We start from the raw sequence: 21,206 nt of genomic DNA, 5'->3' as shown, positions 1-21,206 counted from the left end.
TTAGTTATTCTTCATGGGCCAAGCCAATTGCGCTTGGAGAGACGCAATTGGCTGGCCGGCTTTATGCCCCGCCTGGGAGGTCGCGGGGCATAGTTTGGTCTGCTTACTGCTGCGCGATGGCAACGGTATCGGCCATTTCCTCAGCTGCTTCTTCGGCGGTCAGTTCACCGTTGAAGAAGGCCGTGATGGCGTCAGAGAAGGCCGTCTTGACCGCCGGGCGGTTGGCGTGGCCCTGAGCTTGTGAACCAACCAGCGTACCGCCAGCGTTTGCAGCTTTCAGGTCGGCCATACCTTTCTTACCGCAGGCATCAAACTCGGCGTCAGACACGTCGATACGCGCTGGGGCAGAGCCTTTCACGATGTTGAAGGCCACCTGGAATTCAGGCGACATCACTGACGATGCCATTTCAGCCTGAGCGTTCTTGCGATCGTCACCGACGTTGAACATGGCAAACTGGTCAGCGTTGAATGTTACGACGCCCTCGGTGCCTGGCACGCGCCAGCACTGGAAGTCTTCGCCAGCAACTTCACCAGCGTTCACGAACTCGCCTTTGGCCCAGTCACCCATGATCTGGAATGCAGCCTGGTCATTGATGACCATCGCCGTCGCCAGGTTCCAGTCACGACCCGAGAAGTTGTCATCGACCAGAGCGCGGTATTCACCAAGGTTGTTCAGCGCCTCGATCATGGTCGGAGAGTTGATCGCGTCTTGGTCCAGCTCGACGAAGACTTTCTTGTACCAGTCCAGACCACCGGTTGCGATGGCTACCGAGTCGAACACGGTGGCTTCCTGCCACGGCTGACCGCCATGGGCGATACCAATATAACCAGCATCCTGAGCGCGTTTAGCGATGTCCAGCAGGCCCGCAAAGTCAGCAGGCGCTTCGGTAACGCCCAGCTCTTCCATGATCTTGCCCGAGGTCCAGACCCAGTTGGTCGAGTGCACGTTCACCGGAGCCGATACCCAGTGTCCGTCGCTTTTGGCGAAGAACTGCAGAGCTTGCGGAACAACGTCGTCCCAGCCCTCGGCTTTGGCGGTAGCATCAAGGTTGCTCAGCGCGCCTTGGTCGGCCCATTCCAGAATATCATAGCCCAGCATTTGGACCGAGGTCGGTGGGTTGCCGGCCGTTACGCGCGAACGCACAACGGTCATGGCAGCTTCGCCGCTGCCGCCAGCAACTGGCATGTCATTCCAGGTTACGCCTTTGGCTTGCAGCGCATCTTTCAGAACTGAAACTGCGGCAGCTTCGCCACCCGAAGTCCACCAGTGCAGAACTTCAACCGAGTCCTCAGCCTTGGCCGGCGCAGTCAGTGCAGTCGCTGAAAGAAGTGCCAGTGTCATAAGCTTTTTCATTCATCTCTCTCCCTTTTTGGAATTGGCATCCCGAGGCCCGTTTGGGGTCAGGAATTTATTTGACGGGCTAATGTTGAGCCCAGTTGTCGCAGGCGACAATTTCGCAACGGAGAATTCAGTTGCGCAATCTGACGCACTTAGTGCATAATGATGCGACATCTGATGGGGAGGGAAACGCCGTGGATGACCAAAGCAGAGAGACTATCGCCATCAACATTGGTCGGCTCGTCAAAGCGCGCGGAAATATCTCCGCCGTGTGCCGTCGTCTTGGCATCAACAGACAGCAGTTCAACAAGTACCTGACCGGGCAACACATGCCGTCACAGGTGAACCTGAACGCAATCTGTGATTATTTCGGCGTCACTTTCTCGGACCTCATCACGCCAGATATGGAGATCCCTGAACGCAAGCACCCATCCGAGTTGCTTGCCGGGTATCAGGCGTTTACCAAGTCAAACTTGCTGCAAACCGTAATAAGAACTTCGGAAACGGATCGGCTGAAGCAGTTTTGTGGAACCTACTACAAGTACCATTACTCTTCGATTTACCGTGGGGACATCGTTCGCGCTGTGACGTCAATCTATCCCCTTGATGAGGACGTGTTTGGGTATACCAACCTTGAGCGGTTCCCGAACAAGAATAACCCCGAGAAACATGACTATGTTTTCAAGTATCACGGGTTTGTCTTCATGCTTGATGGACGCATGTTCATGGCTGATCTGGAGTCACTTCAGCAAAATGAAATCACATTCTCGATCTATACGCCGATCGCGCGCAATCCCGTTAAGTTCTTCTTTGGGGTCACGTCAGGTGTCGCGTCCAACCTGTACCGCGAACCCTATACATCAAAGAGTGTGCTGGACTTTCGAGCTCCGACCAAACCAGCGAAGTCAGATTGGAAGGCGGCAACAGTGCTTCCACCGGATGACGAACGCCTGCCGGTGGAAGCAATGGAATACCTGGATAATTAACCTCGAACTGGTGCAGCGCCCGCGTAGGGGACATTCACTCCACCATATCGCCTGACGCGAATGTTGGCCTGCTCTCCATGTCCGACAAAACCTTCAAGCATGCATAGGCGAGATCCGTAGCTTCCGATCTCTGCCGACGCTTCATCGGTGGTGACGCGCTGATAGGTACATGTTTTCAGAAACTTCCCGACCCACAGCCCGCCAGTATAGCGTGCGGCGCCGTTCGTAGGCAGCGTGTGGTTCGTGCCGATTACCTTGTCGCCATAGGCTACGTTGGTGCGCGGTCCGATGAACAACGCGCCGTAGTTCTTCATGTTGTCGACGAAGTAGTCATCATCGTCCGTCATGATCTGCACGTGCTCGGATGCGATCCGATCAGCTTCGGCGAGCATCTCTTCGCGACTTTCGCAGACGATGATCTCGCCATAGTCTTCCCAAGACGCCGACGCGATCTCGGCAGTGGGCAAGATCTTCAACAGCCGCTCAATCTCGGCAAGCGTGTCTCGTCCCAACGCTTCTGAATCCGTGATCATAACGCATGGTGAGTTATACCCGTGTTCAGCCTGCCCAAGCAGGTCGGTCGCGCACATTTCACCATCGACGGTTTCGTCGGCAATCACGAGCGTTTCGGTAGGTCCGGCAAACAGGTCAATCCCAACCCGCCCGAAAAGCTGTCGTTTGGCTTCCGCCACAAACGCATTCCCCGGCCCCACGAGCATATCGACGGGATCAATAGTTTCCGTCCCGACCGCCATAGCCGCAATGCCCTGAACGCCACCCATGACATAGATTTCATCTGCGCCGTCAATGGCCTGCGCCGCGACGATGTATTGCGCCGGCACACCTTGGAACGGCGGGGCGCAGGTGATCACGCGGTCGCAACCAGCAACCTTCGCGGTCAAGACCGACATGTGGGCCGACGCAAGAAGGGGATACTTGCCACCGGGGACGTAACACCCGACATTCCCAATCGGCAAATGCTTGTGGCCAAGCACCACACCCGGGCGTGTCTCGACTTCAAGCGGCAACATGGTTGCCAGCTGGTGCTCGGCAAAAACGCGCACCTGTTCGCTTGCGAACTCGATGTCGTGCCGTTCTTGCGCACTCAGCCCATCAAGGCAGGATTGGATTTCTGCCTTATCCAGGCGGTAGCTTTTGCGATCAAGCCCGTCAAACTTGATAGAATAGTCGCGCAACGCCGCATCACCACGTTTCTCCACATCGAGGATGATGTCAGAGACGGTTTTCTGAAGCGTTTCACTGGCAGCTTCGATCGCTGCCGACTTTCGGGCGGATTTGAGTTTCCAGGGCATTCGTTGAGCCTTCGAAAAAAGAAGCCGCACGCATTCTTAGACATGTGCGGCTCCTTAGTTGGGGATTACATGTGCTGTTCTTTGGCACGCATCTCGGCGTAGGCTTCCTGCTCTTTCTCGTAATAAGCAGGCGACGGGAAGTCCCACCAACCGGGTGTGAACGGGCCTGCAGCGTCACGCGATGTGATGACCTCGACCAGAGCGGGTTTGCCGAGGTTTAGCGCTTCTTCAAGCGCCGCACGCAGGTCTTCGCTCTTTTCGACTTTCACTGCGTGCATGCCAAAGCTCTTGGCCATGTCGGTGATGTCGGCCGAATAGGGTTCGCCATTGCCCGCATAGTTGTTGAACTCGGAAGCTACATGGCGACCTTGGAACTTACGCTGACCACCGCGGATCGACATGTAGCCGCTATTGTTCTGAACCAGAGCAACGACAGGGATGTTGTGCATCATGGCGACACCCATTTCCGGGGCGCACATCATGAAGTCACCGTCACCCATGATCGCAACAACTTGCTTGTCAGGACATGCAAGCTTCGCACCAAGCGCAGCAGGATACGCCCACCCCATCGGCGAGAACGAGCCCGAGGTCAGGTGTGTGCGCGGTTCATACACGGGGAAGGACTGCTTCACTGCACCTTGCGTGTTGCCGGACCCTACGGTCACGATGCCATCACGGTCCAAGACCTCGCGCAGGATCTTCAGCGGGTGCTGCGACGTGAAAGGCGTCTCAGTGGAATCCCGACGCGGCGCAATCTGGGCTTCCCAGCGGTCCTTGGCATCCTGAACATCCTTCAGGAAGGCTTCGCGTTTGGTCAGCGCTTTCGAGGATTGCAGATCGGTAATCTGATCCAGCATGGCTTCCAACGTCACGCGCGCATCTGCGACGATACCAACCTCGGTCGGGTAGTTCTTACCAATCTCATGCGGGTCCAGATCGATGTGGATCAGCTTGGCCGGTGGGAACGAGAAGGTCACGCCTTTGGCATAGGAAGAGGCCGACCAGTCGGTGAAACGGCATCCGACCGAGATCACAACGTCTGCACCGGCGGTGATTTCGTTGCCCGAGCTTGTACCCGTCTGCCCGATCGCGCCAACGCACATTTCGTGATCTTCCGAGATGGCGCCCTTGCCGTTCCAGGTAAAGGACACAGCGGCACCGACACGTTCGGCAAGCTTGGTCAAAACTTTCGAGGCATTTGCAGTAATAGCACCACCACCGGCGACGATCACGGGGCGCTCGGCGCTCAGCAGCAGCTCGACGGCACGTTTGATCGATTCCGGATCCGGGTGAGCCACACCAACCGGCATGCGTTTGTCCAGATCGTGGATCTCGACCTCTGCCGTTTCACACTGAAGATCCATCGGCAGTTCCACATGCACCGGACCCGGACGGCCCGTCAGCATGGTGTTGAAGGCGCGGTGCATCAGGAAGGGCACTTCCTCGACACGAATAGCCGAATACGAGCGCTTGGTGACTTCTTCCATGATCCGCGGAAACGCGTTGTCTTGCTGGCGCTCGATTTCCTGCATGACGCCGTGGCCCTTCATATGGGTCGAAGGCGAACCGTTGATATAGAAGACCGAGGTGGAGTCCGCATAGCAGGTCGCAAGGCCAATTACGGTGTTCGTCGCACCCGGGCCAACCGACGTGGTGGCCGCCATTGGCTTTCCGGAAGCACGGAAATAGCCATCGGCCATGTGAATTGCGCTTTGCTCGTGCATGACTTGGATAACTTTGACGTTGCAGTCGTCCTGCAAGAACGCATCCGTCAGGCTCCAGTTCCCGTGACCCGGAATTCCGGCAATGTACTCAATGCCGTATTTCGTCAGGGCCTGCGCTACAATTTCGCCGCCAGTTAGTTTCATTCTTTCCTCCTGTCAGAAGCACACAGATGTGCATCAGTTCATTTATCCGGAGTGTCAGGTGACAAAGCAGGATAAGTCTGACTTCACGATCAGCGCTGGGGGCGAATGAATCAATTTCGCAGTCGCGGGAACGGCGTCGCGAATTTACGCTCTTATCGCGTCACAGTGCGTCAACGTAAAAGAGCAGTGCGAAATTGTGGTGAGGTTTGTTTTCACAGAAACTCGAACTTGAAAACACATGGAGTGAGACATGACCGAGGCCACAAACACTCAGCGCGACCTTTGCTTTGCCGACGCATACATGTCCGCAATTCTTGTCGAGAACGTCGACAACTACATCGCAGACGGGATCGTCGTGAACTTGTCCACCGACATCATCTATGTCGAAGGCGAAGTTGATACACCGATCCAACCGTGGCGCTCGGCCACCTTGCGCGGCAATGCTGTTCGCAAAGCAGATCGTATTGCGGTTTTGAAGATCGAAAACCTTGAACAGCTTGGCGGCGTCATGCTGCGTGGATGGGATTGGTTTGGTGACATCTATAATGGGTTCCCCCGCGAGACACCGTTGTTCATGTCTTCGATCGACTCCGTTGGCTTTGTCACCGAAGACCCGTTCGTTTTCACACGCGAGCGAACCGATGTTCGGAAACCGCAGCAGTTCGAGATCAAGCTGAAATGCTGGTGGTCGCCCAACGAAACGGATTGCTTCATCCACAATGAGCACCCGTTCCTTGAGGTTCACACCCAGATCCACGGATATGGCCGCATGCAGAAGTTCCGCGAGCGGGATGCTGCAACCGTCTATGAAGACGTGATCATGGCACCGGGCTTCACCCACGAGCCGTTCTGCATCGTGACCGGTGAGAACGAGTGGACCTATCCATGGCACCGTTATTACACGGATCTGGAAAGCATCTGGCTGGCCATCGAGCTGCACCCGGTCGACTGATCGGGCCCTCCGCGTCCCCCTTCGAAGGCTCCGCGCATGACCAACGTCAGAACTGAAACCGATTCAATAGGGGCGCTCGATATCTCTGCGAGCGCCCTGTTTGGGGTTCACACGCAACGGGCCGTGAACAACTTCCCAATCACCGGAACGATGCTGTCTGCCTACCCCGAGCTGGTGCGCGGTATCGTGCAGGTTAAGAAGGCCGCCGCCATCACCAACATGCGGCTTGGTAGTCTTTCGGAGGAGATCGGCTCGGCAATCGTGGACGCCTGCGACGCGGTCCTATCCGGGCAGCATCTCGACAGCTTTGTCGTTGATATGGTGCAGGGCGGGGCGGGAACCTCGACCAACATGAACGCGAACGAGGTCATCGCCAACCTTGCCAATCTGAAGCTCGGACACATGGCTGGCGACACGCATGTCGTCCACCCGATCGATCACGTAAACCTTTCTCAGTCGACCAATGACACCTATCCAACGGCCATTCGTCTGGCGATCCTCGAACAGTGTGGTTCTCTGATCTCGGCGCAGAACCTATTGATCGAGTCCTTCCGCAGCAAGGCCGATGCGTTTGCCTTAATCCCCAAAGTCGGGCGAACTCAGCTACAAGACGCCGTTCCCATGACACTTGGCGCCGAGTTCAAAGCCTTTGCCACCACGATCAGCGAAGATGTGGGACGGATAAACGAGATCTCGCAATTACTGGTCGAGGTGAACATCGGCGGCACGGCAATTGGAACAGGCGTCAACACGCCCGACGGGTATCAAGAAACCGTTGCATCCGAGCTTGCCAAAATCTCCGGGTATCCTCTGGTCACCGCAGCGGACTTGATCGAAGCCTCTTCTGACACCGGTGCCTTGATGACGTTTTCGGGCATTCTGAAACGCGCCTCGGTCAAGCTTTCTAAGATCTGCAACGACCTGCGCTTGCTCAGCAGCGGTCCACGCGCCGGTATAGGAGAGATCAATCTGCCCGCCGTTCAGGCCGGTTCATCCATCATGCCCGGCAAAGTGAACCCGGTCATTCCCGAAGTCGTCAATCAGGTTGCCTATCTGGTGATCGGCAACGATTTGACGGTCACAATGGCCGCTGAATCTGGTCAGTTTCAGTTAAATGCAATGGAGCCGATCTTGGCCTTCAAGGTCTTGGAATCCATACGCGCTTTGACAAATGCGATGAATGTCCTTCGGACGCGCTGCATTGATGGCATCACAGCGAACGAAGACCGCTGTCGTGAACTTTTGTCAGATAGCCTTTGCCTGTCTGCTTCACTGGTTCCGCTCGTCGGGTACGAAAGGGCCGCGAAGATCGCCAAACAAGCAACGGCGGAAAATCGTCAGTTACGCGATGTCGCCAAAGAAATGAGCGGGCTTACCGACGAACAGCTCGCAACGATCTTCGCCTATTAAACACACCCAAAGAGGAAATCACATGTCCTACACGCTTCAGGAAGACGCAAACGCCATCATCTTCCCGGCCTTCGCCTCAACCGAGTTAAGCGACGCCTGCAAACGCTTCCTTGATGAAGGCGGCATTTCGATCCTCGTCGGGGAAAGCCGCGAAGAATATGTTGCACGGAAGATGACCGATGAGCGCCGTGCCAAAGAAACACCCGAGACATTCACATCACTGGTGGGCAGCGCGAAAGCGCTGACCAGCGATCTGCTGGTCGCGGTGGATCAAGAGCTGGGCGGGATTTGCCGAATGCACGATCTCGTTCCGCAGTTCCCCTCGAACAGTGCCCTCATTGAAATGAGCAGCGACGAGGTGGAAGAGAACGCATATGAAGTTGCAAAAGCCAGCCAAGAGCTTGGCGTGAACGTCTTTCTGGCACCGATCGTTGACCTGCTGACGGGCGTGAACCCCTGGCTCGAAGGCCGCACTTACTCGACCGATCCAGAAATTGTTGGCCGTGTATCCGCCGCGTACGTGCGCGGCGTGCAGAGAGCAGGTGTCGCCGCGACGGCAAAGCACTTCCCCGGCTTCCACAACATCACCGGCGATCCAGCCATTGATCCCGAGGCGATTGTCGTAGACGACGCGAACAGCTATCTGCCGGGCTTTGGTCCGTTCAACGACGTGATCGCTTCGGATGTGGAAATGATCATGGTTGGGCCCGCCATCAACAAAGCGCTCGATCCATCGCGCTCGGCTCTGCGGTCGAAGTCAGTGGTGGATATCCTCAAACTTGACCTTCGCTACAAAGGGATCGTGATGGCGGACGATCTGGATTCCAAGGCCACGATGCGCGGCGACAGCATTGAAGAGGTGGCCCTGGACGCCGTGAAGGCGGGCTGCGATTTCCTGCTTCTCGCAGACATCGACACGCAGCTAAGCGATGTGTCCAAAGCCTTGGTAAGCGCCGCAGAAACCGGTGAGATCTCGCGTGAGATGCTGGCAAGCTCTGCGCAGAAGATGCGTGATCTGGCGAACCGATACGCGACTGATTGATCTCGCTCTGGTGCCGCATTCAATAACTCATTGAGGAGCCTCGAGCCAATGGTAAAGCGCATTTCGTTCGATGATACATCCGTGGATTTCAGCTCGTTCGATGCCGCCATTTTCGATCTGGATGGAACGCTGGTGCATTCCGAACATGTGTGGGAACGCGCCAAGCGAGAGGTTCTTGCATCTTACGATATCCAGGTCGATCCATCCCTATTTCATGCGCATATTGGCCGGGGCTTAAAGGGGTTTCTTGATGACGCATTTGGTCGGTCATTGAATGCTCAGGAGCACGAGGAAATCGGCAACAAAATTGGTGCCCGGGCAGATCTGCTTCTGCCTGGGCATCGCACGCCCGTTGAAGGTGCCGCAGATTTCCTACGATCCCTACACGACAGCGGCGTGCGTATTGCGATCTGTTCCTCATCACCGATGCGCCATATTCATAGCGCGATCGAGTTTCTATCCATTCAGCAGCAAGTGGAGCTTTGCGTGTCGGGTGCAGACCTGCCACGAGGCAAACCTGATCCCCTCCCCTACAATGAGACACTTCGAAGGCTTGACGTCGTAGCCCAACGTGCATGCGCCTTCGAAGATTCTGTTTCCGGTATTCGATCTGCCTTGTCAGCGGAATTGGCGGTGTTCGAAGTGGTTGGGCCGTCAACGATACAGTAAAAATCTGAGTGAATCATACCTCGCCATGCGCTTACTACTATTCAGGTACCTTCTATGTCATTGGCACTAAGCGCAGCGAATGTCTGCTTTCCGCCCACATTTCAGGTGTATTGAAAGTTAAGTGGTTAATTGCATTTGCTTTGTGTCAAGCAGTGCAACAATCGTATCGCTCAAAAATTTGTCAACGGCGGTGAGAAAGTCTGCCATTGGGCGGAGCAAAAGTCGTCCACTGTTTGGGTGACCGGCGCCTTGGCAAACGCGCTCCCAAATAGCTGGCGGTTGCCAAGGCGTCTTGGTCCGTCAGGACCAATCTCTTCTGTGCCTTAGGAGTTCTGCCGGGCCCTGCTCTGTGCCAGGCGATAGCTTTCTCCGTTCATCTCCAGAATGCTGACGTGGTGGGTCAGCCGGTCGAGCAAGGCACCAGTGAGGCGCTCCGATCCGAATGTTTCGGTCCATTCATCGAAGGGCAGGTTCGAGGTGATCAGGATCGAGCCGCGCTCGTATCGCTGAGAGATCAGTTCGAACAACAGTTCGGCGCCGGTTTTGCTGAGGGGCACGAAGCCCAACTCGTCGATGATCAGGAGCTTCTGCTTCACCAGCTGTTTCTGAAGGCGCAGGAGCTGGCGCTCGTCGCGGGCTTCCATCAACTCGTGCACGATGGCCGCGGCAGTAGTAAAGCGAACCGCCAGGCCTTTCTGGCAGGCGGCCAGACCGAGGCCGAGCGCCACGTGGGTCTTACCGGTGCCGCTGGGGCCGAGAGCGATGACGTTCTCTCCGCGGTCGATCCATTCACCACGCGCCAACTCCAGGACCTGCATCTTGTTCAAAGAAGGGATCGCGGCAAAATCGAAGCTATCAAGGCTCTTGGTCGCCGGGAATTTCGCGGCCTTGATCCGGCGTTCGATCATCCGCCGCTCCCGGTCGATGAGTTCGAGCTCGATCAGACGGGCCAGGAACTGGACGTGATCTCTCCCTTCGGCAGCGCAGAGCCGAGCCTGTTTGTCGTATTCCCGCAGGATGGTCGGCAGCTTCAGCTTCTTGAGTTGGTGGTTCAGCAGGATCTGTGGTGTCTCCGTCATGTCGAGGCACCTGTTGTCAGGCACATGTAGCTGGCCGGTGATGTCGTCGCCACCTTGGCCCGTGGCAGGAACGGGTAGACATCCAGATCGAGCCTCGGCGGCCGCCGCTCCACCCGACACAGCACCAGATGCTTCACGGCATCAAAACTGATCGCACCCATCTGGAGAGCCGTCTTCACGGCAGCATGAACCTCCTCCATCTCGAAGCTTTCGAGCAGCCGTAGGACCTGCACGTATTCGCGCCGTCCGGCTTTCAGCATGCGTGCCTCCATTAGCTTCTGAAGAGTATCAAACGCCTTGGGAAGCTCCCATCCGGCCAGCGGAGCTGCCTGTTCGAAAGCGTTTATCTTCTTCTCAATCAGCGGCAGGTAATGAACCGGATCGAAGACCATGTCCTCGCGGTTGTAGCTGCGAACATGCCGCGCGATGACCTCGCCGCCACATCCGATCACCAGTCGGTCGACATAGGCGCGGATCCAGACATCGCGTTGTCCAAAGGCAACCGGTACGGAATAATCATTGGTCTTGTAACGTACCAACGCGAGCGAACTGACCCGACCCGTTGCCTGGTCACAGGCTTCGAAAGACCGGGCGGGAAGCGGCGCCATGATCTCCAGATCGCGTTGAAGTCGCTCTCCAATCGTCTCATTGTGCCCGCGCAGCTTGTCGTTTTGGCGCTTACGGCACTGCTCTTCGAGCCAGTTGTTGAAGGCATCCCAAGTCGGAAAACTCGGGACCGGCACCATGAAGTTGCGCCGGGAATAGCCAACCAGCCCTTCGACGGACCCCTTGTCGTTGCCCTTGCCGGGACGCCCGTAGCGGTCCCGGATCACGTAGTGGGACAGCATCTCGCTGAACAGCCGCGCGCGTCTGCGAGTTCCGTCGGGCTCGATCTTCGCCACAAGGCACCGGTCGTTGTCGTACAGGATCGACTGCGGAACCGCCCCGAAAAACCCAAAGGCATGGACGTGGCCATCCATCCAGGCCTCTGCGGTCGCCGCCGGATAGGCCCGGACGTAGCAGGCGTCGCTGTGCGGCAGATCCAAGGCAAAGAAGTGGGCCTTCTGTTCAATGCCACCGATCACAACAATCGCTTCGCCGAAGTCGGCCTGAGCATGGCCGGGTGCATGGTTAAGCGGCACGAACATCTCGCGATGCCGTCGACCGTGTTCCCGAACATAATCCTTGATGATGGTGTAACCACCCTCGAAGCCATGCTCATCGCGCAGGCGTTCGAAGATCCGCTTGGCCGTATGCCGCTGTTTGCGCGGTCGCTGCCGATCTTCTGACAGCCATTGATCGATGATCCCGGTGAACCCATCCAGCTTGGGCCGCCGGATCGGTGCTGACCGCCGGTAGCCGGGCGGGACCGAAAACGCCAAGATCTTGCGAACGCTGTCACGAGATATCCCGAAATGCCGGGCCGCTTCTCGCTGGCTCATGCCCTCGGCACAGGCCAGACGAACTTTACGATACAAATCCACGGAAAAGATCCTCCCGCCCCCCCTCCGTTACGAAAAGAAGGGCAAAGATGGACGACTTTTACGCCGCCCGCAGCAGGGTCATCCCGCCGCTACCGTGGTCGACTTTCTCACCGCCGTTCTCAATCGGCACTTAAACGACTGAAATAGTGAGGGAATAATTTTGAGTGGTGCCCGGGGGCGGAATCGAACCACCGACACGAGGATTTTCAATCCACTGCTCTACCCCTGAGCTACCCGGGCACGGGAACGATGTTTATCGTTGGGTGGAGGCCTTCTATGACTTGCTACAGGCAGTGTCCAGAGGCTTTTTCAGATTTTTTCAATGCGGGCGCTGTTGTTCGGTTTCACCTTCGGAAACATCCGCTTCCAAGTCCTCTTCCCGCTGCGACGGGACAGCGTATGACCCGTTCAACCATTTGGCCAGATCGATGTCTGCGCAGCGTTTTGAGCAGAAGGGGCGGAACTTGGTCACTGTGTCCTCGCCACAGATCGGGCAGTTCATCTCAGCACCTCCGCCAACGGAATGCGCCCGCGTTTGCGTTGCAATTCGTAATGACCCAACGGGGTCCAACCAGCCAGAGTGGTCTCGATCCCATCCGCCTTGAACGCAGCACGCAGCGCAGATTCAAACCCGCGACGGTCTTTCTTAGGCATCGGGGCCAGATCCAATGTGATTTGCCCACCCAATCCGCGCACACGCAGCGCACGGGCCAGCGCCTTGGCGCAGGCGAAATTCGCTTTGGTTCCGGCTGCCAGAGACGTGTCGGACCCGGTGTTCACATCCACCGCGACCAAGGCGCGTGTGGACTGAATAAACAGATGACCACCACCCGGAAGCGGTTCGGATATACCACGCGCCACGTCCAAAGCATCCAGCACGCCCTGCGTTTCAAACCCTCCGTCCTGCGTCACCACCTCGGCCGGGTCGGTCCAGTCACGCCAGGCCAGGACATGAGGGCCATCGCCCTCCAGCAATAATTCGGGTTCGGTCCCCGTATCATTCAAAACCTGATCGGCATGGACCAGCATGGCGCTGATGTCTTCTGCAATTTCACCCGCGTCCTCACCCAGACAGCAAGAACGCAGAATCAGGCCATAGGCGCTGTCGTCCATGCAATCATGTGCAATCTCAAGAAGGCGATCACGCTCGTCCTCGTCGCGGATGGATCGCGAGACATTCAGACCCGGCGCGTCAGGTGTGACAATCGCATAGCGGCTTTTGAACAAGACCCGGTCCGTGACTGGCAATGCCTTGCCCGGCTCAGCGTATCCGGTGACCTGCACCAACAGCATGGACCCGGGGGCCAACCCCTTGATCTGGCGCAGAAAGGCCGGGCCGTCTGGCGTTGTCAGGAACATACCGCCCTGCCCCTTCACTGGACGGTCAGCGCGAGCGCGATAGATTGTACCTGGTGCGGGAGCATCACCTGCGATCAGAAAATCATCCAACTTACCATCCACCATCAGGGCAGCGGCTTCGCGGTTGTCGATATGGTCCAGAACGATGGTGCAACCCTTCATGACGCCTCACAATACAGGGGATAGCCGATGCCCTGCAAAAGGGCGGCTGTTTCAGACAAAGGCAGACCTACGATGCCGGTAAACGATCCTGAAATCCATGGGATGAACGCACCAGCCGGGCCTTGAATGGCATATGCACCTGCTTTGCCCTGCCAGTCTCCGGTCGCTAGATATGCGTTGATCTCAACATCTGACAGTCGTTTAATTTTGACCTGAGACACCACGTCCCGTTGCAGCACGCGATCCCCACGCCGGACCGCGACGGAGGTAATCACACGGTGCCGCCGACCTGACAGGGCATGCAGGAATTCCGCTGCCTGCCCTATATCCTCCGGCTTGCCCAGAATGCGGCGGCCCAACGCAACCGTAGTATCGGCACAAAGGGTTACATCGTCGCTACCCGCCTGAATCGCTTGCACTTTTAAGCGCGTGATACGGCTGCAATAGGGTACCGGCAGCTCGCCTTTCAAAGGCGTCTCATCAACGTCGGGCGCGCGGATTGCATCGGGCTGCACGCCAAGCTGGGCCAGCAGGTCCAGCCGCCTTGGGCTGCCCGATCCTAAGATAAACGCCATTGCGGCAGGCGTTACTTGAAGCGGTAGTTGATCCGACCCTTGGTCAGATCATAAGGGGTCATCTCGACCTGAACCTTGTCGCCGGCCAGAACACGGATGCGGTTCTTGCGCATCTTGCCTGCCGTATGTGCGATGATCTCATGGCCGTTTTCCAGCTCGACCCGAAACGTCGCATTAGGCAGGAGTTCCTTCACGACACCGGGAAATTCGAGCGTATCTTCCTTGGCCATGTTGTCTCCACATTTAAGTTGCACCCGCAGAATCTACGGGGATGTGCGCTTAAATGAGCCCATTTTGGGCTTATTTCAAGGCCAGAATCACCTAAAGAGTGGATAATGTGACTGAATCGACTCTGGGGGATTGCTCCGCCCAGTGGGTGCGGTTCAACACGTGCCCATCTGCGCGGACCTCGGCAATCGCCGAAAGGTCGACATCCGCATAAGTCCATCCGGGCTTATTCAAGGTGCCTTCGGCCAGCACACCGGTCGGTGGGAAGCCCTTGTCGGGCGGGCCGAATATCCCACCTGTTCCAGTGTTCATGTCCACCGCCTCGGACCAGTCATTATTCCCGACCAAAGACGCCATGACCGTAACACACTGATTTTCTAACGCCCGCGACATCGCCCCGATGCGCACTCGCCAATAACCTGCCAGTGCCTCGGTGCAGGACGGAACAAGGATCAGGTCGGCCTCGCTGAGGGCACGACCCAGCAGGGGAAACTCGCTGTCATAGCAGATCAGAACACTGATCTTGCCCAGCGCGGTATCAAACAGTTTCAGCGGTCCTCCGGGGGCAATATCCCACTCATCGCGTTCGAACCGGGTCATGATCTGCTTGTCCTGATGGTCCTGCCGCCCATCCGGCGCATAAAACGCGGCCCGGTTCACCGGGCGGCCCGGGCCTTCGACGACCGGGGCCGATGCGCCCAGAATGTATGTGTTATATTCCCGCGCAAGACGTTGAAGCAGGGCTTGAGCATCTTCCATACGATCCGAGACAGCTCGGATCGAGCGCTCCAGATCGCCCGCCACTTCTGGACCGTCCAGCGTCGACAACTCCATTGCGCCGTATTCGGGAAAAACCAGAAGTTCGGCCCCTTGTCCGGCAGCGCCTGAAACCCAGCGATCGAGCTTGTCCTCATACTGCGCCCAGCTGTCGAGCCAGTCGAGGTTATAGGCGGCGGTGGCGACTTTCATCATTACTTCCTTGGAAACATGTCTTGTACAAACTTAAAGACTGAAGAGCACCATCGAATCCCTCAATTAGGTTTAAAATTTAGCCCAAGCCGGTGTCACCGCTTCCGATATCGGATCGAACCTTTTGCACGCGTTGCATACGTTCGCATAGTCTTAGCACGAAATTATTAGCATTGCAGAAAAGCCAATGCGCCCTGTAGTTTTAGAGAAACAATAGTTCGCCAAATATTCCGCCAACACCTTTAGTTCAAAAATAGTGAAGAGATGCCAGTAAAACTATTTATTTTCTGTTTGATAGCCCTAATCTCTGCTTGGTCGCCAATTTCATCCAATGCCGAGACCTTACAGGTTCTTCGCGGCAACCCCTCTGCCGCCATAGTCATCGCGCCAGACAGCACAATTACTCTCGAAAGTGCCGAGCGGTTCGTTGAAACGTCCATCGCCAATGCCAGAATCGCCGACATAGCCAATTTGTCATCCCAAAAAATTGCGTTGTCGGGTTTGCGCCCTGGTCGCACAACCCTCTCAGTTTTTTATGGCGATTTCAGCATGAACAATGTTGATATTGTTGTGCTTCAAAACGCCGTCGCATCTGACACCCAATCTTCATTGCCCCTACCAAACACGCCTATCCTTGAAGAAGTTTCCCTTCGAAATGGCAGGACCATAGATTCAGTGCCCCTGCCAGCCAGCGGCGCAATTATTGTAGGAAGCGACGTTCCGTTTCAGGATTGGTCCGTCAAAGACAGCAGTATTCTCGATGCCGTCATACTATTTGAAAACTGGATCTACGTTCTGGGCAGAGAACCCGGAACCACGACACTGACCCTATGGCGTCACTCCGACGCCGAGACGCATGTGACTATTGAAGTCCAACCGAACATGTACGACGTCGAGTAACCCTCTCAGAGGTTCGATCTGAGAACAGGATATCAAGGGCTAACAAGCATCCGGATTTAGGATCTGAAAACAGTGTGCTCACAGATCCCTGACCCAGAATTGCAACGGCTTCAGTGTCTCGCCCTCTTCGCCGATGTCCTTCCACGAAAACTGCGCGATGGCACCGAGTAAAGGCTCGTATCCCCGCGCGCGCCAGAAGGCGTCCAGCGGGCGATAGTTTTCCGGTCGCATTGGGTGATCCGCCGGACGCTGAACACCGCAAAAGGCGCATTTTGTGAAGCCCAGCGCACGGGCGTGCGCCTCGCGCAGATCGAAAAACTTGTGGCCAACGCCCTGCCCCCGATAATCCGACAACAGAACAGATTCGGCACAGTAGAAAATCTCGGACAGATCCAGCCCAGTGCCCTCGAACGCCGCGGCGAAATCATCAGCGTGGTCGGTCAAGGGAGCGCCGGTCGAGGCCCCGATCAGGCGGTCTCCGTAGAAGGCACCCACCACGATGGCCTTTTCGCTGTCCCGGTAGGATTGCAGATACTTCCGCTCATACTCGAGATCACCGTCGTATAGGTACGGCCACGCCCGAAAGACCTCGATCCGCAGGCGTGCAACATCGTCCAATGCGCTCTCCAATGCCGCTCCGGTCAGGGGGCGGACGGCGGAGACCTCAGCCATTCGAGACCTGCTTGGTCCAGTCAGCGAGATTGTAGAAGGTGGTCACGCGGGTGATCTTGCCATCCTTCAGGTCAAAGAACGACCCGGCAGGCAGCCGATAGGTTTGGCCGCGCGCTTGCGGAAGGCCATCATCCGTTTCCAGATAGGTACCATTTACAATGAACTCAGCCGCTGCGCGCGTACCCTCTTCGGCTTCGAACACCACGATATCCGTCAGGTTTTCCCGGTAGCAGCGATTCATGTGGCCGCAAAAGGCAGCAAATTTTTCTTTGCCGACGCGGATTTGGCCTTCGTTCACGTGATGGGCCACGTCATCGGACAGGCAGGCCATCATGCCATCAACGTCACCGGCGTTGAAAGCCTCGAAATAGGTTTTGACGGTCTGGTTCATGATCACTCCGTTGGTTCGCCCCAGCGGTCTTTCAGATGCTTGATGATCTGATCGCGGGTCTGTCGGTAGTGATTTAACTTCTGTTCGCGCGTCTCGCCCAGCCCAGTAGGGTCCATTATTGGCCAATAATCGACATCGAGGTGAAAAATCCGGGTCAGCTCCAGCGCGCGACGTTGGCTAGCGGGTGACAAGGCAACCACCAGGTCAAAAGAACTGAGGTCATCGCCCCATTCCTCCATCTCATCAAACGAGCGCGTCCTGTGGCGAGAAAGTTCAACGCCAATCTCTTGGCAGACTGAAATGCAAAAGCCGTCGATCTCAAGATCATTGTGCACACCTGCGGACTGTACATAAGTGCCAGTACCATAGAATTTCTTCATGATACCTTCGGCCATGGGAGACCTAACCGAATTGTGGTCGCAACAGAACAGGATTGACTGCGGCAGAGACGTCACCCGTCAGCCCCCGAAGTGCAGCACGCAGATAAGCGTGAACAGGCGACGAGCAGTATCGTTGTCGATCTCGGCTTTTCCTTCCAATCTCTCCTGCAGTACACGGCTGCCTTCGTTGTGAATCCCGCGCCGGGCCATGTCGATGGTTTCAATCTGGCTGGGCGGCAGTGATTTCACCGCGTCGAAATAGCTTTCGCAGATCTGGAAGTAATCTTTGACCACTTGTCGGAACGGCCCCAACGACAAGTGAAACTCGGCCGCTTTTTCTTCGGCTTCGGTGGCGATGTCAAAGACCAGACGTTTGTCGCGGATCGATAGCTGCATATGATACGGCCCGTCCGGCACAACACGATCTTCCCGCTGGGGTAGGGTAAAGCTGTTATCTTCCAGCAAATCATAGATGGCTACCTTACGCTCCTGCTCGATCTCAGGGGTCGGCGGAGGCAAGTTTCGATCATCAAGTTCGATATGCGAAATGCGGTTCATTGGCGTCAGGCTCGTTTAGGTCGCAACAGACTTATCTCAACCGAAATAATTGAACAACGTGGGAATGAGTCAGATCGGATTTTCCGAGGGATCAATTCTGTGCTTTCTCAGCAATTGATCTAACAGCGAACCTGAATTGAAGCTTTGCACTCCAGCAAACATTCGTCGGAACCATGAACCGTAAAAGTGAATCGACATCTTGTCCTGCCACTCCAGAAATTCGAGTTTCGAGATATCAGGATCATTCCACAAACTGCGGAAACGCGGTGGGATCGAGTAAAGCTCGTTGCGAGGCACTGCTTTTTTGAACTCATCAGTCTGATAGATGAAGTGGAATAGCATAGGTGGGCCCAGGCTGAATAATGGCAGGCTCCAAAATGTGGATTTTCCGAAAACCTGAAGATATGCTTTCCTTTGATCTTCCGGCCACCACGGCGGCACAAGATCACTTTCAAATGCAAAGCGATACATCTCTTCAAGCGCCGGGCTTTCAGTAGGAAAAGCCAAAACCCCATTCGCCATACGCTTTGCCTTTCGATTTCCTCCGGGGAAAAGTTAGCCTTCCTGGGTTTCGAACGGTCTGAGCGCGTAAGCATCAGCGTCCACCCAGATGTAATCAGTGTGCTTCAGCAATTTCAGACGAAACAGGTCCGCGTGGACAGCGACAGATCGAGTGATCGGATCTCGGTAGAACTCAGGCGTATCGAATATCTCTCGTGCATCTCTAGCTTCGACATAACCCGGAATATCCCGAAGCTCTCCGTAATGGTAAACGATCGGCTTTTGATCGACATCGGCAAAGGATTTCAGGCACAAACGTTCCAGAAAACTCAATCTCGTCCCGATCCAGAGGGTTGCCACGCGCTCCAAACTCAACTCCTTCTTCCTGCATGCCGCTGCGACTACGTCTCAGATCGGCAATTGGGTTCAAGTCTGTTCGGCTTTCCGAACATCAAATTAAAGTGGTTGTGTGACCGGCTAGCTATATGAACTTCAATCGTTCAAACGATTAAGTCGTGCTGTTACTGACAGCCCATGTGCCTCAAGGCTTTCCGATTGTGCCAGCTGTTCCGCCGCAGGGCCGATGGCACGTAGCGCTTCGGGTGTCATCTGGCTAAGAGTGGTGCGCTTGAGAAAGTCCATGACACTAAGGCCGGATGAGAACCGCGCTGAACGCGCGGTAGGCAGTACGTGGTTGGGGCCGCCGACATAATCGCCAATGGCCTCGGGCGTGTATTGACCGAGGAAAATGGCACCTGCGTGTATCGTCTTTTCACTGAGGGCAACCGGGTCGGCGACACATAGCTCCAGATGTTCCGGCGCAATGCGATTGGACAGGGTGGCTGCCTCGTCCAGATCGCGCACGGTGATCACGGCACCAAAGTCGCGCCAGCTAGCCCCGGCAATGACACGCCGCTGCAGGGTTTTCAGGCGTTTTTCGACCGCCTGCGCCACGGCCTGACCAAACGCGGCATCATCGGTGATCAACAGCGACTGCGCGCTTTCGTCATGTTCGGCTTGGCTGAGCAGGTCCAACGCGATCCAGTCCGGATCGTTGTCCTTGTCGGCGATTACCAGAATCTCGGACGGGCCAGCGATCATATCGATGCCAACTTTGCCGAACACCCGGCGCTTGGCTGCAGCAACAAAGGCGTTACCCGGACCTGTGATCTTATCGACTGGCGCGATCGTACCAGTGCCATAAGCCAGCGCGGCCACGGCCTGCGCGCCGCCAATCCGGTAAATTTCGTCGACCCCAGAAAGCCGCGCCGCAAGCAGGACCAGCGGGTTTACTTCCCCGTTCGGCGTAGGCACTGCGATTGCCAACCGCTCAACACCGGCTACTTTGGCCGGGATCGCATTCATCAGCACCGAAGAGGGGTAAGACGCCAATCCACCCGGCACATAAAGACCGGCCGCCGAAACTGCAGACCAGCGCCACCCCAAAGTGGCCCCGGCTGCATCGGTCCACTGCAGATCCTCCGGCATCTGTTTTTCGTGATAGGACCGGATGCGTTCTGCCGCCAGTTCAAGTGCTGCACGCTCCGCATCCGAAACCAGGGAAACCGCCGCGTCGATTTCTTCAACAGAGAATGCCAACGTTTCAGGCGTCAACTCAAGTCGGTCGAACTTAGCCGTCAGCTCGATAACAGCGGCATCTCCCCGACTGCGTACATCTTCGATGATCTGCGCGACAATCGCGTCTACATCCGGGCTGTCCTCACGCTTGGCTGACAACAGTGCCTGAAAGGCGGATTCGAACTCGGGCGACGTGGTGTCGAGGAAAACGGGCATGTCAGGCACTCCAGAGCGTTTCACCGGGACATATCGCCGGCAGTGGGCGGCCTCAACCCTTAGTCCGTGGGCTGCAGCGATTTGCGCATTCCAAAACAGGAAACATCGCCGCGTGCACCGCACCGGCCTGTCAACTGCCAACCATACCGTTCGTAAAACGCCTGCGCGGTCCGTGTCGCTTCAAGACGGGCCTCGGAGTGACCCGATGCGATCACTTCCTGTTCCAGTCGGTTCAGCAAAGCCGCCCCGATGCCGTGGCCTCCATGATCCGGGTCGATATATAGAAGGGTGATCTCAGCCCCGCGAAGACCACCCACGGCAGCAGTCTGCCCGGCATGTTCGGCCAGCCATATGCCTGCACCATCAATGATCCAGCCTCGGATCGTGGCCGGATCTTTGTCTGCGACCCACTGCTCAATGGCCTGAGGATCGTTTTGGTGATCCGCAACACAGAGCTGCGTGATAGAGCGGATCAGCACCCGGCTCAGGTCGAACACATCGAAAACTGTAGCGCGGCGCAGGGTCACTCCCATCGGGGCTTCTGTGAATGCCTGAGAAATGCCGCGCTTGTTTTG

24 protein-coding genes and 1 tRNA gene are annotated in these 21,206 nt (G+C 56.4%); 6 read left to right on the top strand and 19 right to left on the bottom strand.

The genetic code is table 11. The annotated features are described in order from the left end of the window. Positions 1 to 103: 103 nt before the first annotated feature. A complete protein-coding gene (locus GOW93_RS04510) occupies positions 104 to 1,354 on the bottom strand; it encodes an ABC transporter substrate-binding protein (RefSeq protein ID WP_170381931.1) in 1,251 nt (416 codons plus the stop codon). A gap of 179 nt (positions 1,355 to 1,533) precedes the next feature. Between GOW93_RS04510 and GOW93_RS04505 the strand changes: the two genes are divergently transcribed. Beyond that, positions 1,534 to 2,325 (top strand): helix-turn-helix domain-containing protein, encoded by a 792-nt coding sequence (locus GOW93_RS04505; protein WP_170381930.1) that lies wholly within the window; start codon positions 1,534 to 1,536, stop codon positions 2,323 to 2,325. Here GOW93_RS04505 and hisD (GOW93_RS04500) read toward each other — a convergent pair. Then, entirely contained in the window at positions 2,322 to 3,638 is a 1,317-nt protein-coding gene (gene hisD / locus GOW93_RS04500) for a histidinol dehydrogenase (RefSeq protein WP_170381929.1), read from the bottom strand. The genes GOW93_RS04505 and hisD (GOW93_RS04500) overlap by 4 nt on opposite strands. Before the next feature lie 65 nt (positions 3,639 to 3,703). Next, positions 3,704 to 5,506: a thiamine pyrophosphate-binding protein gene (locus GOW93_RS04495; protein ID WP_170381928.1), complete on the bottom strand. Its 1,803-nt coding sequence runs from the start codon at positions 5,504 to 5,506 to the stop codon at positions 3,704 to 3,706. Positions 5,507 to 5,756: 250 nt separating this feature from the next. Here GOW93_RS04495 and GOW93_RS04490 point away from each other — a divergent pair, with 250 nt between their 5' ends. Genes GOW93_RS04490 through GOW93_RS04475 form a run of 4 tightly spaced genes read left to right on the top strand, consistent with a single transcriptional unit; the run spans position 5,757 to position 9,579 of the window. After that, a complete protein-coding gene (locus GOW93_RS04490) occupies positions 5,757 to 6,458 on the top strand; it encodes a hypothetical protein (RefSeq protein WP_170381927.1) in 702 nt (233 codons plus the stop codon). A gap of 36 nt (positions 6,459 to 6,494) precedes the next feature. Further along, positions 6,495 to 7,868 (top strand): aspartate ammonia-lyase, encoded by a 1,374-nt coding sequence (locus GOW93_RS04485; RefSeq protein ID WP_170381926.1) that lies wholly within the window; start codon positions 6,495 to 6,497, stop codon positions 7,866 to 7,868. 22 nt (positions 7,869 to 7,890) lie between these two features. Beyond that, the gene (locus GOW93_RS04480; RefSeq protein ID WP_170381925.1) at positions 7,891 to 8,910 is read left to right on the top strand and encodes a glycoside hydrolase family 3 protein; all 1,020 of its coding nucleotides are present in this window, start codon (positions 7,891 to 7,893) and stop codon (positions 8,908 to 8,910) included. 48 nt (positions 8,911 to 8,958) lie between these two features. Continuing rightward, positions 8,959 to 9,579, top strand: coding sequence for an HAD family hydrolase (locus GOW93_RS04475; protein WP_170381924.1), 621 nt, complete (start codon positions 8,959 to 8,961; stop codon positions 9,577 to 9,579). Positions 9,580 to 9,902: 323 nt separating this feature from the next. Here GOW93_RS04475 and istB read toward each other — a convergent pair whose 3' ends face one another. From istB to GOW93_RS04435, 8 genes are all read right to left on the bottom strand, one after another. Continuing rightward, on the bottom strand, positions 9,903 to 10,658 hold the full coding sequence (gene istB / locus GOW93_RS04470) for an IS21-like element helper ATPase IstB (protein WP_170381923.1): 756 nt from the start codon (positions 10,656 to 10,658) through the stop codon (positions 9,903 to 9,905). Beyond that, complete coding sequence (gene istA, locus GOW93_RS04465) at positions 10,655 to 12,142, bottom strand: IS21 family transposase (protein ID WP_170381922.1); 1,488 nt, start codon at positions 12,140 to 12,142, stop codon at positions 10,655 to 10,657. Before istA ends, istB begins: the two co-directional genes overlap by 4 nt. A 165-nt stretch (positions 12,143 to 12,307) precedes the next feature. Then, positions 12,308 to 12,382 (bottom strand) — tRNA-Phe (locus GOW93_RS04460). 79 nt (positions 12,383 to 12,461) lie between these two features. Next, positions 12,462 to 12,644: a DNA gyrase inhibitor YacG gene (locus GOW93_RS04455; RefSeq protein ID WP_170381921.1), complete on the bottom strand. Its 183-nt coding sequence runs from the start codon at positions 12,642 to 12,644 to the stop codon at positions 12,462 to 12,464. Beyond that, positions 12,641 to 13,663, bottom strand: a complete 1,023-nt coding sequence (locus GOW93_RS04450) for a ribonuclease E/G (protein ID WP_170381920.1) — start codon at positions 13,661 to 13,663, stop codon at positions 12,641 to 12,643. The genes GOW93_RS04455 and GOW93_RS04450 overlap by 4 nt, the downstream gene beginning before the upstream one ends. Beyond that, a complete protein-coding gene (locus GOW93_RS04445; protein WP_170381919.1) occupies positions 13,660 to 14,238 on the bottom strand; it encodes a Maf family protein in 579 nt (192 codons plus the stop codon). Before GOW93_RS04445 ends, GOW93_RS04450 begins: the two co-directional genes overlap by 4 nt. A gap of 11 nt (positions 14,239 to 14,249) precedes the next feature. Beyond that, complete coding sequence (gene infA, locus GOW93_RS04440; protein WP_005978431.1) at positions 14,250 to 14,468, bottom strand: translation initiation factor IF-1; 219 nt, start codon at positions 14,466 to 14,468, stop codon at positions 14,250 to 14,252. A 91-nt stretch (positions 14,469 to 14,559) separates the two neighbouring features. Further along, positions 14,560 to 15,435: a carbon-nitrogen hydrolase family protein gene (locus GOW93_RS04435; protein ID WP_170381918.1), complete on the bottom strand. Its 876-nt coding sequence runs from the start codon at positions 15,433 to 15,435 to the stop codon at positions 14,560 to 14,562. Positions 15,436 to 15,699: 264 nt separating this feature from the next. Here GOW93_RS04435 and GOW93_RS04430 point away from each other — a divergent pair, with 264 nt between their 5' ends. Continuing rightward, positions 15,700 to 16,335, top strand: coding sequence for a pilus assembly protein N-terminal domain-containing protein (locus tag GOW93_RS04430; protein WP_170381917.1), 636 nt, complete (start codon positions 15,700 to 15,702; stop codon positions 16,333 to 16,335). Positions 16,336 to 16,413: 78 nt separating this feature from the next. Here GOW93_RS04430 and GOW93_RS04425 read toward each other — a convergent pair whose 3' ends face one another. The 8 genes from GOW93_RS04425 to GOW93_RS04390 form a co-directional block, all read right to left on the bottom strand. Then, positions 16,414 to 17,007 carry a GNAT family N-acetyltransferase gene (locus GOW93_RS04425; protein WP_170381916.1) on the bottom strand — a complete coding sequence of 198 codons (594 nt, stop codon included), beginning with the start codon at positions 17,005 to 17,007 and terminating at the stop codon, positions 16,414 to 16,416. Continuing rightward, positions 17,000 to 17,398 carry a ketosteroid isomerase-related protein gene (locus GOW93_RS04420; RefSeq protein WP_170381915.1) on the bottom strand — a complete coding sequence of 133 codons (399 nt, stop codon included), beginning with the start codon at positions 17,396 to 17,398 and terminating at the stop codon, positions 17,000 to 17,002. The genes GOW93_RS04425 and GOW93_RS04420 overlap by 8 nt, the downstream gene beginning before the upstream one ends. Before the next feature lie 2 nt (positions 17,399 to 17,400). Then, positions 17,401 to 17,853: a low molecular weight phosphatase family protein gene (locus GOW93_RS04415; protein WP_170381914.1), complete on the bottom strand. Its 453-nt coding sequence runs from the start codon at positions 17,851 to 17,853 to the stop codon at positions 17,401 to 17,403. Positions 17,854 to 17,856: 3 nt separating this feature from the next. Next, positions 17,857 to 18,336 (bottom strand): UPF0262 family protein, encoded by a 480-nt coding sequence (locus GOW93_RS04410; protein ID WP_170381913.1) that lies wholly within the window; start codon positions 18,334 to 18,336, stop codon positions 17,857 to 17,859. 69 nt (positions 18,337 to 18,405) lie between these two features. Then, the gene (locus GOW93_RS04405) at positions 18,406 to 18,858 is read right to left on the bottom strand and encodes a hypothetical protein (protein ID WP_170381912.1); all 453 of its coding nucleotides are present in this window, start codon (positions 18,856 to 18,858) and stop codon (positions 18,406 to 18,408) included. 33 nt (positions 18,859 to 18,891) lie between these two features. Next, a complete protein-coding gene (locus GOW93_RS04400) occupies positions 18,892 to 19,212 on the bottom strand; it encodes a hypothetical protein (protein WP_170381911.1) in 321 nt (106 codons plus the stop codon). Positions 19,213 to 19,329: 117 nt separating this feature from the next. After that, positions 19,330 to 20,631 carry a histidinol dehydrogenase gene (gene hisD / locus GOW93_RS04395; protein WP_170381910.1) on the bottom strand — a complete coding sequence of 434 codons (1,302 nt, stop codon included), beginning with the start codon at positions 20,629 to 20,631 and terminating at the stop codon, positions 19,330 to 19,332. A gap of 59 nt (positions 20,632 to 20,690) precedes the next feature. Further along, entirely contained in the window at positions 20,691 to 21,164 is a 474-nt protein-coding gene (locus GOW93_RS04390; protein ID WP_170381909.1) for a GNAT family N-acetyltransferase, read from the bottom strand. Between the last annotated feature and the right edge of the window lie 42 nt (positions 21,165 to 21,206).

Source organism: Ruegeria atlantica (genome assembly GCF_013032455.1).
In the GTDB taxonomy this organism is placed as follows: domain Bacteria; phylum Pseudomonadota; class Alphaproteobacteria; order Rhodobacterales; family Rhodobacteraceae; genus Ruegeria; species Ruegeria atlantica_B.
This window is presented reverse-complemented; position numbering and strand designations above follow the sequence as displayed.

Bases quoted from the DNA above. Each gene is read 5' to 3' on its own strand.
- GOW93_RS04510 (WP_170381931.1), bottom strand. From the start codon at position 1,354: ATGAAAAAGCTTATGACACTGGCACTTCTTTCAGCGACTGCACTGACT.
- hisD (WP_170381929.1), bottom strand. From the start codon at position 3,638: ATGCCCTGGAAACTCAAATCCGCCCGAAAGTCGGCAGCGATCGAAGCT.
- GOW93_RS04495 (WP_170381928.1), bottom strand. From the start codon at position 5,506: ATGAAACTAACTGGCGGCGAAATTGTAGCGCAGGCCCTGACGAAATAC.
- GOW93_RS04490 (WP_170381927.1), top strand. From the start codon at position 5,757: ATGACCGAGGCCACAAACACTCAGCGCGACCTTTGCTTTGCCGACGCA.
- GOW93_RS04485 (WP_170381926.1), top strand. From the start codon at position 6,495: ATGACCAACGTCAGAACTGAAACCGATTCAATAGGGGCGCTCGATATC.
- GOW93_RS04480 (WP_170381925.1), top strand. From the start codon at position 7,891: ATGTCCTACACGCTTCAGGAAGACGCAAACGCCATCATCTTCCCGGCC.
- GOW93_RS04475 (WP_170381924.1), top strand. From the start codon at position 8,959: ATGGTAAAGCGCATTTCGTTCGATGATACATCCGTGGATTTCAGCTCG.
- istB (WP_170381923.1), bottom strand. From the start codon at position 10,658: ATGACGGAGACACCACAGATCCTGCTGAACCACCAACTCAAGAAGCTG.
- GOW93_RS04455 (WP_170381921.1), bottom strand. From the start codon at position 12,644: ATGAACTGCCCGATCTGTGGCGAGGACACAGTGACCAAGTTCCGCCCC.
- GOW93_RS04450 (WP_170381920.1), bottom strand. From the start codon at position 13,663: ATGAAGGGTTGCACCATCGTTCTGGACCATATCGACAACCGCGAAGCC.
- GOW93_RS04445 (WP_170381919.1), bottom strand. From the start codon at position 14,238: ATGGCGTTTATCTTAGGATCGGGCAGCCCAAGGCGGCTGGACCTGCTG.
- infA (WP_005978431.1), bottom strand. From the start codon at position 14,468: ATGGCCAAGGAAGATACGCTCGAATTTCCCGGTGTCGTGAAGGAACTC.
- GOW93_RS04435 (WP_170381918.1), bottom strand. From the start codon at position 15,435: ATGAAAGTCGCCACCGCCGCCTATAACCTCGACTGGCTCGACAGCTGG.
- GOW93_RS04430 (WP_170381917.1), top strand. From the start codon at position 15,700: ATGCCAGTAAAACTATTTATTTTCTGTTTGATAGCCCTAATCTCTGCT.
- GOW93_RS04425 (WP_170381916.1), bottom strand. From the start codon at position 17,007: ATGGCTGAGGTCTCCGCCGTCCGCCCCCTGACCGGAGCGGCATTGGAG.
- GOW93_RS04420 (WP_170381915.1), bottom strand. From the start codon at position 17,398: ATGAACCAGACCGTCAAAACCTATTTCGAGGCTTTCAACGCCGGTGAC.
- GOW93_RS04410 (WP_170381913.1), bottom strand. From the start codon at position 18,336: ATGAACCGCATTTCGCATATCGAACTTGATGATCGAAACTTGCCTCCG.
- GOW93_RS04405 (WP_170381912.1), bottom strand. From the start codon at position 18,858: ATGGCGAATGGGGTTTTGGCTTTTCCTACTGAAAGCCCGGCGCTTGAA.
- hisD (WP_170381910.1), bottom strand. From the start codon at position 20,631: ATGCCCGTTTTCCTCGACACCACGTCGCCCGAGTTCGAATCCGCCTTT.
- GOW93_RS04390 (WP_170381909.1), bottom strand. From the start codon at position 21,164: ATGGGAGTGACCCTGCGCCGCGCTACAGTTTTCGATGTGTTCGACCTG.